The organism is Providencia sp. NPDC089933 (genome assembly GCF_049545585.1).
Classification (GTDB): domain Bacteria; phylum Pseudomonadota; class Gammaproteobacteria; order Enterobacterales; family Enterobacteriaceae; genus Providencia; species Providencia huashanensis.
This window is the reverse complement of the sequence record NZ_JBMWDT010000026.1, coordinates 1-12876: the sequence shown is the minus strand read 5'-3', so window position 1 is coordinate 12876 and position 12876 is coordinate 1. Positions and strand designations below refer to the sequence as shown.

20 protein-coding genes, 5 tRNA genes and 2 rRNA genes are annotated in these 12876 nt (G+C 42.7%); 1 reads left to right on the top strand and 26 read right to left on the bottom strand.

What is annotated here, in order from left to right; translation table 11 throughout:
• Positions 1-5: 5 nt before the first annotated feature.
• The 21 genes from rplX to ACPEH5_RS22165 all read right to left on the bottom strand — a co-directional run bounded on the left by rplX (position 6) and on the right by ACPEH5_RS22165 (position 9068).
• Positions 6-320, bottom strand: a complete 315-nt coding sequence (gene rplX, locus ACPEH5_RS22265) for a 50S ribosomal protein L24 (protein WP_042847564.1) — start codon at positions 318-320, stop codon at positions 6-8.
• A 10-nt stretch (positions 321-330) separates the two neighbouring features.
• Positions 331-702, bottom strand: a complete 372-nt coding sequence (gene rplN / locus ACPEH5_RS22260; RefSeq protein WP_004265449.1) for a 50S ribosomal protein L14 — start codon at positions 700-702, stop codon at positions 331-333.
• A 176-nt stretch (positions 703-878) separates the two neighbouring features.
• Positions 879-1133 (bottom strand): 30S ribosomal protein S17, encoded by a 255-nt coding sequence (gene rpsQ, locus ACPEH5_RS22255; protein ID WP_042847566.1) that lies wholly within the window; start codon positions 1131-1133, stop codon positions 879-881.
• Positions 1133-1324 carry a 50S ribosomal protein L29 gene (gene rpmC / locus ACPEH5_RS22250; RefSeq protein ID WP_004265442.1) on the bottom strand — a complete coding sequence of 64 codons (192 nt, stop codon included), beginning with the start codon at positions 1322-1324 and terminating at the stop codon, positions 1133-1135. Before rpmC ends, rpsQ begins: the two co-directional genes overlap by 1 nt.
• Entirely contained in the window at positions 1324-1734 is a 411-nt protein-coding gene (gene rplP, locus ACPEH5_RS22245; RefSeq protein ID WP_004265436.1) for a 50S ribosomal protein L16, read from the bottom strand. Before rplP ends, rpmC begins: the two co-directional genes overlap by 1 nt.
• A gap of 12 nt (positions 1735-1746) precedes the next feature.
• Positions 1747-2448 (bottom strand): 30S ribosomal protein S3, encoded by a 702-nt coding sequence (gene rpsC / locus ACPEH5_RS22240; RefSeq protein WP_004907131.1) that lies wholly within the window; start codon positions 2446-2448, stop codon positions 1747-1749.
• Between the two features lie 17 nt (positions 2449-2465).
• Entirely contained in the window at positions 2466-2798 is a 333-nt protein-coding gene (gene rplV, locus ACPEH5_RS22235) for a 50S ribosomal protein L22 (RefSeq protein ID WP_004265430.1), read from the bottom strand.
• 15 nt (positions 2799-2813) lie between these two features.
• The gene (gene rpsS / locus ACPEH5_RS22230; protein ID WP_004265426.1) at positions 2814-3092 is read right to left on the bottom strand and encodes a 30S ribosomal protein S19; all 279 of its coding nucleotides are present in this window, start codon (positions 3090-3092) and stop codon (positions 2814-2816) included.
• A 14-nt stretch (positions 3093-3106) separates the two neighbouring features.
• Entirely contained in the window at positions 3107-3931 is an 825-nt protein-coding gene (rplB, locus tag ACPEH5_RS22225) for a 50S ribosomal protein L2 (RefSeq protein WP_006657016.1), read from the bottom strand.
• 19 nt (positions 3932-3950) lie between these two features.
• Positions 3951-4253, bottom strand: coding sequence for a 50S ribosomal protein L23 (gene rplW, locus ACPEH5_RS22220; protein ID WP_042847569.1), 303 nt, complete (start codon positions 4251-4253; stop codon positions 3951-3953).
• Positions 4250-4855, bottom strand: coding sequence for a 50S ribosomal protein L4 (rplD, locus tag ACPEH5_RS22215; protein WP_042847571.1), 606 nt, complete (start codon positions 4853-4855; stop codon positions 4250-4252). Before rplD ends, rplW begins: the two co-directional genes overlap by 4 nt.
• Positions 4856-4871: 16 nt before the next feature.
• Complete coding sequence (gene rplC / locus ACPEH5_RS22210; protein WP_042847572.1) at positions 4872-5501, bottom strand: 50S ribosomal protein L3; 630 nt, start codon at positions 5499-5501, stop codon at positions 4872-4874.
• A 32-nt stretch (positions 5502-5533) separates the two neighbouring features.
• Positions 5534-5845 carry a 30S ribosomal protein S10 gene (rpsJ, locus tag ACPEH5_RS22205; protein WP_001181005.1) on the bottom strand — a complete coding sequence of 104 codons (312 nt, stop codon included), beginning with the start codon at positions 5843-5845 and terminating at the stop codon, positions 5534-5536.
• 359 nt (positions 5846-6204) lie between these two features.
• Entirely contained in the window at positions 6205-6678 is a 474-nt protein-coding gene (gene bfr, locus ACPEH5_RS22200; RefSeq protein WP_042847575.1) for a bacterioferritin, read from the bottom strand.
• 123 nt (positions 6679-6801) lie between these two features.
• Positions 6802-7002: a bacterioferritin-associated ferredoxin gene (gene bfd, locus ACPEH5_RS22195; protein ID WP_042847577.1), complete on the bottom strand. Its 201-nt coding sequence runs from the start codon at positions 7000-7002 to the stop codon at positions 6802-6804.
• A gap of 212 nt (positions 7003-7214) precedes the next feature.
• Positions 7215-8399, bottom strand: a complete 1185-nt coding sequence (gene tuf, locus ACPEH5_RS22190) for an elongation factor Tu (protein ID WP_042847578.1) — start codon at positions 8397-8399, stop codon at positions 7215-7217.
• Positions 8400-8512: 113 nt separating this feature from the next.
• Positions 8513-8588: transfer RNA gene (locus ACPEH5_RS22185), tRNA-Thr, on the bottom strand.
• Positions 8589-8594: 6 nt separating this feature from the next.
• Positions 8595-8669: transfer RNA gene (locus ACPEH5_RS22180), tRNA-Gly, on the bottom strand.
• A gap of 77 nt (positions 8670-8746) precedes the next feature.
• Positions 8747-8831, bottom strand: a tRNA-Tyr gene (locus ACPEH5_RS22175).
• Between the two features lie 15 nt (positions 8832-8846).
• A tRNA-Thr gene (locus tag ACPEH5_RS22170) sits at positions 8847-8922 on the bottom strand.
• 17 nt (positions 8923-8939) lie between these two features.
• A complete protein-coding gene (locus ACPEH5_RS22165; protein WP_257786024.1) occupies positions 8940-9068 on the bottom strand; it encodes a hypothetical protein in 129 nt (42 codons plus the stop codon).
• Positions 9069-9349: 281 nt separating this feature from the next.
• On the opposite strand from ACPEH5_RS22165, the gene coaA reads away from it, so the two are divergent.
• Entirely contained in the window at positions 9350-10300 is a 951-nt protein-coding gene (gene coaA / locus ACPEH5_RS22160) for a type I pantothenate kinase (protein WP_042849049.1), read from the top strand.
• A gap of 38 nt (positions 10301-10338) precedes the next feature.
• On the opposite strand, the gene birA is transcribed toward coaA, so the two are convergent.
• The 5 genes from birA to rrf (ACPEH5_RS22135) all read right to left on the bottom strand — a co-directional run.
• A complete protein-coding gene (birA, locus tag ACPEH5_RS22155; protein ID WP_042849050.1) occupies positions 10339-11313 on the bottom strand; it encodes a bifunctional biotin--[acetyl-CoA-carboxylase] ligase/biotin operon repressor BirA in 975 nt (324 codons plus the stop codon).
• Complete coding sequence (gene murB, locus ACPEH5_RS22150) at positions 11310-12344, bottom strand: UDP-N-acetylmuramate dehydrogenase (protein WP_105880908.1); 1035 nt, start codon at positions 12342-12344, stop codon at positions 11310-11312. The genes birA and murB overlap by 4 nt, the downstream gene beginning before the upstream one ends.
• 176 nt (positions 12345-12520) lie before the next feature.
• Positions 12521-12636, bottom strand: a 5S ribosomal RNA gene (gene rrf / locus ACPEH5_RS22145).
• A gap of 26 nt (positions 12637-12662) precedes the next feature.
• Positions 12663-12738 (bottom strand) — tRNA-Thr (locus ACPEH5_RS22140).
• Between the two features lie 44 nt (positions 12739-12782).
• Positions 12783-12876 (bottom strand): 5S ribosomal RNA (rrf, locus tag ACPEH5_RS22135); the annotation flags it as partial.

Genomic DNA, 12876 nt, shown 5'->3' with positions numbered 1-12876 from the left:
AAAAATTACTTGATAGTTTCACTGTTAGATTTGAAGAAACGGACTTTTTTGCCGTCTTCGAATCTAAAGCCTACACGGTCAGCCTTACCGGTTGCCGCGTTAAAGATTGCAACGTTAGAAACTTGAATAGCCGCTTCTTTTTCAACGATGCCACCTGGTTGGTTCAGAGCCGGTACAGGCTTCTGATGTTTTTTAACCAGATTGATACCTTCAACGATAACTTTACCAGAAGAAATAACCTGCTTTACTTTACCGCGCTTACCTTTGTCTTTCCCAGTTAGCACGATAACTTCGTCATCACGACGGATTTTCGCTGCCATAGTTCGCTCCTTAGAGTACTTCAGGTGCCAGAGAGATAATTTTCATAAACTTCTCGTTACGAAGTTCACGAGTTACCGGCCCAAAAATACGCGTACCGATTACTTGCTCGCTGTTGTTATTTAATAACACACAAGCATTACCATCGAAGCGAATGACAGAACCGTCAGGGCGACGTACACCCTTCTTGGTGCGCACCACTACCGCTTTCAGGACATCACCCTTTTTAACTTTACCGCGTGGAATTGCTTCTTTAACGGTAATTTTAATGATGTCGCCGACATGTGCATAGCGACGGTGCGAGCCACCTAGAACCTTGATACACATTACGCGACGTGCACCGGAGTTGTCGGCCACGTTCAGCATAGTCTGTTCTTGGATCATTTTAGTGCTCCGCTAAATGTCAACTACTACTGAGCCACCTCATTATGAAGAGGCCGTTCAAATATACCCATACTACGAGGGCGCGGCATTATAACACCACATCATCGAGTTGGACAGAAAAAAATAAACGGCTCAATCAAATAAGAGCCGTTTATTCATCAGAAAAGTCTATTCTATTACAGAACAGCTTTTTCTACAACGCGAACTAAGGCCCAAGACTTAGTCTTAGACAGTGGACGAGTTTCGCGGATTTCTACCACGTCACCGATTCCACATTCATTGTTCTCGTCATGTACGTGCAATTTAGTCGTACGACGGATGAATTTACCATACAGAGGGTGTTTCACCATACGCTCGATAGCAACAACAATAGATTTCTCCATTTTATCGCTAACTACACGACCTTGCAGAGTACGGATTTTATCGCTCATTACGCACCTGCCTTCTCAGTCAGTAAAGTCTTCACACGTGCGATATCACGACGCACTTGTTTCAACAGATGAGACTGTTGTAGCTGACCACTTGCAGCCTGCATACGTAAATTAAATTGTTCACGTAACAAGTTCAAAAGTTCAGCATTCAGCTCTTCAACGCTTTTTTCGCGCAGCTCTTGTGCTTTCATTACATCACCGTCTTAGTTACAAAGGTGGTTTTGATAGGCAGTTTCGCTGCTGCCAGAGAGAATGCCTCACGAGCCAGCTCTTCAGGCACACCGTCCATTTCGTATAAAACTTTACCAGGCTGGATTAAGGCAACCCAATATTCTACGTTACCTTTACCTTTACCCATACGAACTTCGAGTGGTTTCTCAGTGATTGGTTTGTCTGGGAACACACGGATCCAGATTTTACCTTGACGCTTAATAGCACGGGTCATAGCACGACGTGCCGCTTCGATCTGACGTGCAGTCAGACGACCACGGCCAACAGCTTTAAGACCGAAAGTGCCGAAGCTAACATCCGTACCTTGCGCTAGACCACGGTTGCGGCCTTTGTGCACCTTACGGAATTTTGTACGCTTTGGTTGTAACATCAGCGACTCTCCTTACTTGCGGCCTTTACGCTGCTGCTTTTTAGGTTGAGCAGCTGGTTTCTCAGCTTGTTCAACAGCAGCCATACCACCCAGAATCTCACCTTTGAAGATCCATACCTTAACGCCGAGAACACCGTAAGTGGTGTGCGCTTCTGAAGTGTTGTAATCGATATCAGCACGTAATGTGTGCAGTGGCACACGGCCTTCACGATACCACTCGGTACGAGCGATTTCAGCACCGCCTAAACGGCCACTGACTTCAACTTTAATACCTTTAGCGCCCAGACGCATTGCGTTCTGTACTGCACGCTTCATAGCACGACGGAACATAACACGACGTTCCAGCTGTGAAGAAATGCTGTCAGCAACTAATTTTGCGTCCAGTTCTGGTTTACGAACTTCGGCGATATTGATTTGCGCAGGAACACCAGCGATATCCGCTACTGTTTTACGCAGTTTTTCAACGTCTTCACCTTTCTTACCGATAACGATACCTGGGCGAGCAGTGTGAATAGTCACACGGATGCTTTTCGCAGGACGTTCGATAACGATGCGAGAGATTGACGCTTTTGCCAATTCTTTATTTAAGTACTGGCGTACTTTAAAATCGCTGTCTAGGTTGTCAGCGAATTCATTGGTATTCGCATACCAAGTAGAGTTCCAAGGTTTGACAATACCCAGGCGAATACCATTAGGATGTACTTTCTGACCCATTGCTAGTCTCCAGAGTCTCAGCGATCGGACACAACCACTGTAATGTGGCTGGTGCGCTTAAGAATACGATCTGCACGGCCTTTCGCACGCGGCATGATGCGTTTCATAGTTGGACCTTCGTCTACGAATATTTTCGCAACTTTCAGGTCATCAATGTCAGCGCCATCGTTTTGCTCTGCGTTAGCAATTGCAGATTCAAGTACTTTCTTCACTAAACCAGCAGCTTTCTTGTTGGTGTAGGTCAGAATTTCCAGAGCTTGCGACACTTTCTTACCGCGAATCAGGTCGGCAACTAAGCGAACCTTCTGGGCAGAAGAACGAGCGTGGCGATGCATAGCTAAAGTTTCCATCTCTTCCTCCTATCCTTAACGTTTCTTAGCTTTCTTATCTGCCGCGTGGCCGCGATAAGTGCGAGTCGGTGCGAATTCACCCAGTTTGTGACCAACCATTTCGTCGGTTACGAAAACTGGAACATGCTGACGACCATTATGGACAGCGATGGTCAATCCGATCATATTAGGAAAGATCGTTGAACGACGGGACCAAGTCTTGAGAGGCTTCTTGTCTCCGCTTTCCACCGCTTTCTCTACCTTCTTCAGCAAGTGCAGGTCAATAAAAGGACCTTTCTTGAGAGAACGTGGCATGGCTTATCCTCTAATTATTTTTTAGAACGATGACGTACGATGAATTGATCAGTACGCTTGTTGCTACGAGTTTTCTTACCTTTGGTTTGAACGCCCCAAGGTGTTACAGGGTGTTTACCAAAGTTACGGCCTTCACCACCACCATGTGGATGGTCTACTGGGTTCATCGCAGTACCGCGAACGGTAGGACGAATACCACGCCAGCGACTAGCACCAGCTTTACCGAGAACACGTAACATATGTTCAGCGTTACCAACTTCACCTAAGGTTGCACGGCAATCAGCTAAAACTTTACGCATTTCACCAGAACGCAGACGTAAGGTGACATAAGCACCATCACGAGCAACGATTTGAGCGTAAGTACCTGCTGAACGCGCTAACTGTCCACCTTTACCTGGTTTCAGTTCGATATTATGAACTGTAGAACCAACAGGGATGTTGCGCATAGGCAGTGCGTTACCAGCTTTGATTGCTGAATCAACACCAGATTGAATCTGGTCGCCAGCTTTCAGGCCTTTTGGTGCAAGAATATAACGACGTTCACCGTCTTTATATAGTACCAGTGCAATGTTCGCAGAACGATTTGGATCATATTCCAAACGCTCAACAACCGCAGGGATACCGTCTTTGTTGCGTTTAAAATCAACTAAACGATAATGCTGCTTATGGCCACCACCGATATGACGGGTAGTGATACGGCCATTGTTGTTACGACCACCGGATTTGCTGTTTTTTTCTAACAGCGGAGCATAAGGTTTTCCCTTATGCAGCTCAGGGTTAACCACTTTAACAACGTGGCGACGGCCCGGAGACGTAGGTTTACATTTAACAACTGCCATTGTTCTTTACTCCTCCGACTTACTCTGCGCCGCTAACGAAGTCCAGATTCTGGCCTTCTTTCAGCGTAACGTAAGCTTTTTTCCAGTCACTACGGCGACCGGAACGCTGACCGTGGCGTTTAGTTTTGCCTTTAACCAGCAAAGTGTTAACACCTTCAACTTCGACTTCAAACAGTTTCTGTACAGCAGCTTTGATTTCTGCTTTAGTCGCGTCTTTCGCAACTTTGAGAACGATGGTATTGCTTTTTTCCATCGCTGTAGAAGCTTTTTCAGATACATGCGGCGCGCGCAGTACTTTTAGCAGACGTTCTTCACGGATCATGCCAGCATCTCCTCAACTTGCTTCACAGCATCAGCAGTCATAACCACTTTGTCGAAGGCGATCAGGCTTACTGGGTCGATACCAGCTGCATCACGAACGTCAACCTTGTACAGGTTGCGCGCTGCTAAAAACAGATTTTCATCTAATTCAGCAGTGATGATCAGCACATCTTCCAGAGCCATATCTTTCAGTTTCTGTGCCAGCAGCTTAGTTTTAGGCGCTTCTACAGAGAACTTCTCGACAACGATCAGACGATCTTGACGTACCAATTCAGACAGGATGCTTTTTAAAGCACCACGGTACATCTTCTTATTAACTTTTTGACTGTGGTCCTGTGGTTTAGCTGCAAAGCTAACACCACCAGAGCGCCAAATCGGGCTCTTTACTGAACCAGCACGTGCACGACCAGTGCCTTTTTGACGCCATGGTTTTTTACCTGAACCAGAAACTTCAGCACGAGTTTTCTGAGCACGAGTACCTTGACGAGCACCAGCTGCATATGCAACAACTACTTGGTGAACAAGCGCTTCATTGAAATCACGCCCGAAGGTAGTTTCGGAAACAGTCAGCGCGCTTTGCGCGTCTTTCATTACCAATTCCATTCCTATCTCCTCGACGTTAAGCCTTGACAGCCGGTTTTACGATCAGGTTGCTACCAGTTGCTCCTGGAACAGCACCTTTGACCAGCAGCAGGTTGCGCTCAGCGTCAACACGTACTACATCTAAGCTTTGAACAGTTACACGTTCATTACCTAGTTGGCCTGCCATTTTCTTGCCTTTAAACACTTTGCCCGGAGTCTGGTTCTGACCGATAGAACCCGGAACACGGTGAGACAAGGAGTTACCGTGAGTAGCATCTTGAGTACGGAAATTCCAGCGCTTAACTGTGCCGGCAAAACCTTTACCTTTAGATGTACCAGTAACGTCGACTTTTTTAACGTCAGCGAAAATTTCAACGCTAATGCTTTGACCTGCTGCAAACTCAGTACCTTCTTCAGTACGGAATTCACGCAGAATACGGCCAGCTTCAACGCCAGCTTTAGCGAAATGACCTGCTTCAGGTTTAGTTACACGGTTAGCTTTTTTGCTACCAGTAGTAACCTGAATTGCATTATAACCGTCAGTTTCTGCAGTTTTAACCTGAGTAACACGGTTATTTTCAATTTCGATAACAGTTACAGGGATAGAAACACCATCTTCAGTGAAGATACGCGTCATTCCCACTTTCTTACCGACTAAACCAATCATTGTTTCAACCTCTCAATCGTTCGACGACCTGATTAACCCAGGCTGATCTGCACGTCAACGCCGGCAGCCAGGTCCAGACGCATCAGAGCATCAACGGTCTTTTCGGTTGGCTCAACGATGTCAACCAGACGCTTGTGAGTGCGAATTTCGTACTGATCACGCGCATCTTTGTTAACGTGCGGAGAGATCAGAACGGTAAAACGCTCTTTACGTGTCGGCAGCGGGATAGGACCACGTACTTGCGCACCAGTGCGCTTAGCAGTCTCTACGATTTCCGCAGTTGATTGATCGATTAAACGATGATCAAAAGCTTTCAGGCGGATACGGATTCTTTGGTTCTGCATGAGACCAGAGCTCCAACTATTTATAAACGTAAAATGATTACTCCTCGTACCCATTTCGATTGATGGGAGAGTGTAATCGTTCTTGATGTAACTCCCAAATCGGGAGTATTGTCTAAATGAGTAACAAATCGTTAACTCAATACTGAGATTTCAGTCCTAAAATATAGGGCTTACTCATCAGTAAGCCCGCGCATTATACGTAAATTATCGCTAAACGCAAGCAATCGGGGAAAATATGTGCGAATTTTTTTAAGGTGGGCGCTGAGCGCTGGTATTAAAAAAAGCCCTCAATGTTGAAAACTCAATTATTGAGGGCTTTTATTAACTATAATTTTTTAGTTAAACAATGTTATTGAGCATTACTCTTCTTTGATTTGTGCTTGAAGGTAGTTCTGTAGTCCTATACGAGTGATCAACTCAAGTTGCGTTTCAATCCAATCAATATGGTTTTCTTCGTCTGCTAAAATTTCAATCATTAAATCTCGACTGACGTAATCATGAACAGAGTCCGCATATTTGATAGCTTCTTTTAGATTTTTTGCACCGTCTATCTCAAGTTGTAGGTCTGATTTCAGCATCTCTTCAACATCTTCACCAATATTTAACTTGCCAAGATCTTGTAAATTAGGGATACCTTCGAGGAAAAGAATACGCTCGATGTATTTATCGGCATGTTTCATTTCATCAATTGATTCATGGTATTCCATCTCATTGAGACGAGTTAGCCCCCAATTTTTGAACATACGGGCATGTAAAAAATATTGGTTAATTGCAACTAGTTCATTGCCCAATAATTTATTTAAATGGGCTATCATTTTTTTATCGCCTTTCATGTGTACCCTCCATCGCTTCCAGTATTTTAAGTGTAGTACTGAAATAGATAGCTGGGTAATATTTATACGACGATTTAAATGAAAAGTTAGTAATTTAATTCTTACGAGTGACTAGATTACAACCTAAGCAACTTCGACAGCACAGATTTCTTCAAGTAAAACCTGTTCTTCATGCAAGATTACCTTCGTCTGCCTAATACATTTTCCGCATTCGAGGCCTACAGGTAAAATTTGGCGTAACCCTTTAAGGGAGGTGACCTGATATTTTCTTACTACATTTCTGATCTGTTTATCAGTAATTGCTTCACAGAGGCATACGTACATGATGCTTAACCTGTATAAATCACATACGAATATTTTAAATGAAAATGATTTGCATTTCAATTATCATTGCTAATTATTTACACAATATACTTTAGTGCCGTATTTAGAATTGACTTGTGGGGTCACTAGGCATTTCTTTCAGCCTAACGAGTGCTAAAACTAAAAAGGCACCTGAACGGTGCCTTTTCATTAAAACCTTTAGTGGTTAGGTATTATGCAATAATTTTTGCAACAACACCCGCACCTACAGTACGGCCACCTTCACGGATTGCGAAACGTAAACCGTCGTCCATCGCGATTGGGTGGATCAGGGTAACGATCATGTTGATGTTATCACCTGGCATTACCATTTCTACGCCTTCTGGCAGTTCGATAGTACCTGTTACGTCAGTTGTACGGAAGTAGAACTGTGGACGGTAACCTTTGAAGAATGGAGTATGACGACCACCTTCATCTTTGCTCAGAATATAAACTTCTGATTCGAACTGAGTATGTGGCTTGATTGAACCTGGTTTAGCCAATACTTGACCACGTTGAATTTCTTCACGTTTTGTACCACGTAACAGAACACCAACGTTCTCACCTGCACGACCTTCGTCAAGCAGTTTACGGAACATTTCAACACCAGTACAGGTAGTTTTTACAGTGTCTTGGATACCAACGATTTCAACTTCTTCACCAACTTTGATGATACCACGCTCAACACGGCCTGTTACTACTGTACCACGACCTGAGATTGAGAATACGTCTTCGATTGGCAGCAGGAATGGCTTGTCAATTGCACGCTCTGGCTCTGGAATGTAAGAATCCAAGTGCTCTGCTAATTCAACAATTTTCGCTTCCCACTCTGGGTTGCCTTCCAGCGCTTTCAGAGCTGAACCACGAACAACTGGAGTGTCGTCGCCTGGGAAATCGTATTGAGACAGAAGTTCACGAACTTCCATTTCAACTAATTCTAACAGTTCTTCGTCGTCTACCATGTCACATTTGTTCAGGAAAACGATGATGTATGGAACACCAACTTGACGACCTAACAGGATGTGCTCACGAGTTTGTGGCATTGGGCCATCTGTCGCAGCAACAACCAGAATTGCACCGTCCATCTGAGCAGCACCAGTGATCATGTTTTTAACATAGTCGGCGTGTCCTGGGCAGTCTACGTGTGCGTAGTGGCGAGTTGGAGTATCGTACTCTACGTGAGAAGTAGAGATGGTGATACCACGCGCTTTTTCTTCTGGTGCGTTATCGATTTGATCGAATGCACGCGCTGCGCCACCGTAAGTTTTAGCTAGAACAGTAGTGATAGCTGCTGTCAGAGTAGTTTTACCGTGGTCAACGTGGCCGATAGTACCAACGTTAACGTGCGGTTTTGAACGTTCAAATTTTTCTTTAGACATTAGATTGTCCCTCTAAGACACGGAATCGGTGGTTAAACCACATCAACCAAGCAAGAATTTCGCTTGTTATTTCAGGAGACAAAACAGGGAGATAATTGAGAACATAAGGGAAGTGGTGCTGATAGGCAGATTCGAACTGCCGACCTCACCCTTACCAAGGGTGCGCTCTACCAACTGAGCTATATCAGCACATCTTGGAGCGGGCAGCGGGAATCGAACCCGCATCATCAGCTTGGAAGGCTGAGGTAATAGCCATTATACGATGCCCGCAATGAACTCGGCTACCTGAGTTATCAGCTGTTAAACTGTTCCTCAAAATTTTCTTTGGAAAGAAAACTTCTTGGAGATGGTGGTGGGAGAAGGATTCGAACCTTCGAAGTCTGTGACGGCAGATTTACAGTCTGCTCCCTTTGGCCGCTTGGGTATCCCACCTATCCAAATTTTTAATGGTGCCGGCACCAAGAGTCGAACTCGGGACCTACTGATTACAAGTCAGTTGCTCTACCAACTGAGCTATGCCGGCATCAAGTGCTGCGCATTCTAGGAAGAGTGAGCGCATGTTGCAACAAAAAAATTAAGTTTTTTGTTCATTTGCTTATATTTTGTTCGCTTTTTGCATTTTTGCTGTTTTTTTAGCTCTTTTAAGATTAAAACATCAACAGCAGCCATTAACTATAATCCATTATTATTTGTTCAGCAAAGGGGGAAAAAAACTTAAAAAGTTTCAAAGGGCTATTTTTTATTCAAAATCACAGTTTTATCCCAGCAAATAGCAGATCGTTTTTTAATCATTCAGTATCATTTTTTCTGCACACTTCAAAAAAAACTCATAAAAAATACAAAAAAACCTACGCCTCACCTTTATCACTCGCTATGATGCTAGCAAATTTTATGGATACGGGTGTTTAGGCAACCTGTCCAACCTGCATAAAATAGGCAGATGTTGGTTTATGAAAAAGAATGAAAATTTTATTACTACGCCATACTTAGAGTTTGATAGAGAACACTGGGCAACTTTACGTGATTCAGTTCCTTTGACACTGACATCAAGCGAGCTTTTTGAATTAAAGGGGATTAATGAAGAGCTCTCTATGGAAGATGTTATCGAAATTTATCTACCTTTATCGCGTCTATTGAATTTTTATATCAGTTCAAATTTACGACGCCAAGCAGTTTTAGAGCAGTTTCTAGGAACAAACGGAGCAAAAGTTCCATACATTATTGGTATTGCTGGCAGTGTTGCCGTAGGTAAGAGTACAACGGCTCGTCTATTGCAAGCATTGCTGACGCGCTGGCCAGAACACCGTAAGGTTGATTTGATCACCACTGATGGTTTTCTACACCCTAACCAAGTTTTGAAAGATAGAAATATCATGAAGAAAAAAGGGTTTCCTCAGTCTTATGATATGCGAAAACTGGTTAACTTTGTGTCGCAAATAAAATCAGGTGCGCGCAATGTTAAGGCACCCGTGTACTCCCATCTGACTTATGATATCGTTCCTGATCAAGAACAACTAATTGACCAACCCGATATTTTAATTCTTGAAGGGTTAAATGTTTTACAAAGTGATATGGATTATCCACAAGATCCACACCACGTATTTGTCTCCGATTTTGTTGATTTTTCAATCTATGTTGATGCAGCACCGGAGCTATTAAAACAATGGTATATCGGTAGGTTCTTGAAATTTAGACAAGGTGCATTCTCTGATCCAGATTCTTATTTCCATAGCTACTCTAAATTAACAGAAGATGAAGCTATTAATATTGCTGGGTCAATTTGGGATGAAATTAATGGGTTAAATCTTAAAGAAAATATTTTACCCACCAAAGAAAGAGCAAGCCTAATAATGACTAAGGGCGAAAACCATTCTATTCAAAATGTCCGCCTAAGAAAATAGTTAATAATATATTGGCCGGTTTGTTACCGGCCAATATATTACTCATTGGGCCTCAATGATATTTCACCACCAATATAAGGAATGATTTCACCATTATTTTTTTGTAATAATAATGCGCCTTGCTCATTAATCCCACGTTCAACACCCGTAATTATATCATTACCAATCAGTAACTTAACATCCCTATTCAAAAAGTTATCTAATTTAAACCACCTATCTAAAAATGGTTTTAACCCTTCGTTTTCAAATATAACCAAAGACTCTCTTAATGCTTTAATTATATTTACAGATAATTCATTACGCTCTATATCTTCAACTTCATCTCTTAATGAAGACCATTCTTGTGTTATTGTATTTGAACTTTCAATATTGTTTTTATTCATACCAATATTAATTCCAATACCAATAATAATATGAGCAGCATCCCCTGTTTTACCTGTTAATTCAACTAAAATCCCAGCCAGTTTTTTATCATTCATGTACAGATCATTAGGCCACTTCACTTTTACTTTTTCTTGGCTAATTTTATTTAATGTTTCTGCAATTACGATACCCACAACTAGGCTTAGCCCTATTGCCGCAGCAGGACCTTGGTCCAACTTCCAATACATTGATAAATAAAGGTTACAGCCAAATGGCGATACCCATTGCCGCCCTCTTCTACCGCGCCCAGCACTTTGATACTCCGCTAAGCAAGTATCTCCCGATTTTAGGCTTGGAATGCGCTCTAACATATATTGGTTTGTTGAATTAATAACAGGCTCAACAATAATGTTAACATCACTAATTTGCTGCTTAATGACTGCTCGGTTTAATAAATTAATTTGGTGAGGTAGTTTATAACCTTTTCCTGTAACAGTTTCGATGTTTAAGCCCCAAGAGCGCAACGTTTTAATATGCTTATTGATAGCAGCCCTCGTCATTCCAAGTTTATCACCGAGTTGTTCACCAGAGTGTATTTGAGCATCTGCTAAGATATCTATCAGCTGTAAGGGGATTGATGCCTCTTTCATTGAATATAATCCATTGCGTTAACCTCGCCATGACGACCAATAAATCGAACTTCCGGTTCTAAGATAATACCAAAACGCTTAGCAACACTTTGACTCACGTATTTTGCGAGGTTAACAACATCCATCCCAGTGGCTTGATGTTTATTAATTAAAACAAGTGCCTGCTGAGTATGAACTGCTGCTCCTCCTATCTCATGCCCTTTTAAGCCACACTGGTCAATAAGCCAGCCAGCTGCCAATTTTACACTACCATCATCTTGAATATATTGAGGACAACTTGGGTTTTGTTGCTTAATTTTTGCAGCTTGTTCAGCAGAAACAACAGGGTTTTTAAAGAAACTACCTGCATTGCCGGTAATTTTAGGGTCAGGTAATTTATTTCTACGAGTTTGGCACACGGCATCAAAGACTTGCTTAGGTGTTACCGTTTCGGGGTTAAACTGTGCCAAGTCACCGTAAGTCAACTTAGGTTCCCACATTTTCGCGAATTTCAGCCCAATACTGACAATAGCATAGCCATATTGATACTTATGTTTAAAGATACTATCACGGTAGCCAAATTGGCACTCACTGGCTGTAATGCGCGTTTCTTGATTTGTCTCAAGCGACAAGATATCTACGTAATCACAAATATCTTTTAACTCAACGCCATAAGCACCGATGTTTTGTATTGGGGCGGAACCTGCACACCCAGGAATTAAAGCAAGGTTCTCTGCACCGTAAACCCCTTTTTGCAACAATGTTTCCAATAGCTGATGCCAATTTTCACCCGCTTGGACATGTACGTGCCAATAATCGCCACACTCTGCGATCTCAATGCCTTTTAATTGATTAATAATGACAATACCGTCAAAATTCTCTACAAATAAGACATTGCTCCCCCCTCCAAGTAATAGTACAGGCAAATTATCACTTTTCGCTTTGAGCCATTGCTGATGGAGCGATTGTTTATTTTCTACTATAAAAACGGATAATGCTTTTGCATCAATACCAAAGCTATTGAATGGCTTGAGTTCAGAAGTTGGATTCATTACTACCTTCAGGGAAAATATAACGATAATAAAGTAAGTCTATCAGTCAGACTTAATCGTGGGTAGCTAGAATAATAAAATAAGATAATTTGAGATATTTTATATAGAGGCCGCTATTTTTTAGCAAAATTTAAATAGCAAAAAGCCACCCATTGGGTGGCTTCTTTATATTTAAAACCTAGCAGTTCCCTACTCTCACATGGGGAGACCCCACACTACCATCGGCGCTACGGCGTTTCACTACTGAGTTCGGCATGGGGTCAGGTGGGACCACCGCGCTATTGCCGCTAGGTAAATTCTTTTTAAATGCCGATTATATGGTGCTGATACCCAGATTCGAACTGGGGACCTCACCCTTACCAAGGGTGTGCTCTACCAACTGAGCCATATCAGCAATATGGTGCGGTCAGTCAGTACTGACACAACCTTAAATTTAGTGTCTGGCAGTTCCCTACTCTCACATGGGGAGACCCCACACTACCATCGGCGCTACGGCGTTTCACTGCTGAGTTCGGCATGGGGTCAGGTGGGA

What these genes read in the sequence shown, in the direction of transcription:
- rplX (WP_042847564.1), bottom strand. Translation starts at nt 320, where the DNA reads ATGGCAGCGAAAATCCGTCGTGATGACGAAGTTATCGTGCTAACTGGG.
- rplN (WP_004265449.1), bottom strand. Translation starts at nt 702, where the DNA reads ATGATCCAAGAACAGACTATGCTGAACGTGGCCGACAACTCCGGTGCA.
- rpsQ (WP_042847566.1), bottom strand. Translation starts at nt 1,133, where the DNA reads ATGAGCGATAAAATCCGTACTCTGCAAGGTCGTGTAGTTAGCGATAAA.
- rpmC (WP_004265442.1), bottom strand. Translation starts at nt 1,324, where the DNA reads ATGAAAGCACAAGAGCTGCGCGAAAAAAGCGTTGAAGAGCTGAATGCT.
- rplP (WP_004265436.1), bottom strand. Translation starts at nt 1,734, where the DNA reads ATGTTACAACCAAAGCGTACAAAATTCCGTAAGGTGCACAAAGGCCGC.
- rpsC (WP_004907131.1), bottom strand. Translation starts at nt 2,448, where the DNA reads ATGGGTCAGAAAGTACATCCTAATGGTATTCGCCTGGGTATTGTCAAA.
- rplV (WP_004265430.1), bottom strand. Translation starts at nt 2,798, where the DNA reads ATGGAAACTTTAGCTATGCATCGCCACGCTCGTTCTTCTGCCCAGAAG.
- rpsS (WP_004265426.1), bottom strand. Translation starts at nt 3,092, where the DNA reads ATGCCACGTTCTCTCAAGAAAGGTCCTTTTATTGACCTGCACTTGCTG.
- rplB (WP_006657016.1), bottom strand. Translation starts at nt 3,931, where the DNA reads ATGGCAGTTGTTAAATGTAAACCTACGTCTCCGGGCCGTCGCCACGTT.
- rplW (WP_042847569.1), bottom strand. Translation starts at nt 4,253, where the DNA reads ATGATCCGTGAAGAACGTCTGCTAAAAGTACTGCGCGCGCCGCATGTA.
- rplD (WP_042847571.1), bottom strand. Translation starts at nt 4,855, where the DNA reads ATGGAATTGGTAATGAAAGACGCGCAAAGCGCGCTGACTGTTTCCGAA.
- rplC (WP_042847572.1), bottom strand. Translation starts at nt 5,501, where the DNA reads ATGATTGGTTTAGTCGGTAAGAAAGTGGGAATGACGCGTATCTTCACT.
- rpsJ (WP_001181005.1), bottom strand. Translation starts at nt 5,845, where the DNA reads ATGCAGAACCAAAGAATCCGTATCCGCCTGAAAGCTTTTGATCATCGT.
- bfr (WP_042847575.1), bottom strand. Translation starts at nt 6,678, where the DNA reads ATGAAAGGCGATAAAAAAATGATAGCCCATTTAAATAAATTATTGGGC.
- bfd (WP_042847577.1), bottom strand. Translation starts at nt 7,002, where the DNA reads ATGTACGTATGCCTCTGTGAAGCAATTACTGATAAACAGATCAGAAAT.
- tuf (WP_042847578.1), bottom strand. Translation starts at nt 8,399, where the DNA reads ATGTCTAAAGAAAAATTTGAACGTTCAAAACCGCACGTTAACGTTGGT.
- ACPEH5_RS22165 (WP_257786024.1), bottom strand. Translation starts at nt 9,068, where the DNA reads ATGGCTGCTGTTGATGTTTTAATCTTAAAAGAGCTAAAAAAACAGCAA.
- coaA (WP_042849049.1), top strand. Translation starts at nt 9,350, where the DNA reads ATGAAAAAGAATGAAAATTTTATTACTACGCCATACTTAGAGTTTGAT.
- birA (WP_042849050.1), bottom strand. Translation starts at nt 11,313, where the DNA reads ATGAAAGAGGCATCAATCCCCTTACAGCTGATAGATATCTTAGCAGAT.
- murB (WP_105880908.1), bottom strand. Translation starts at nt 12,344, where the DNA reads ATGAATCCAACTTCTGAACTCAAGCCATTCAATAGCTTTGGTATTGAT.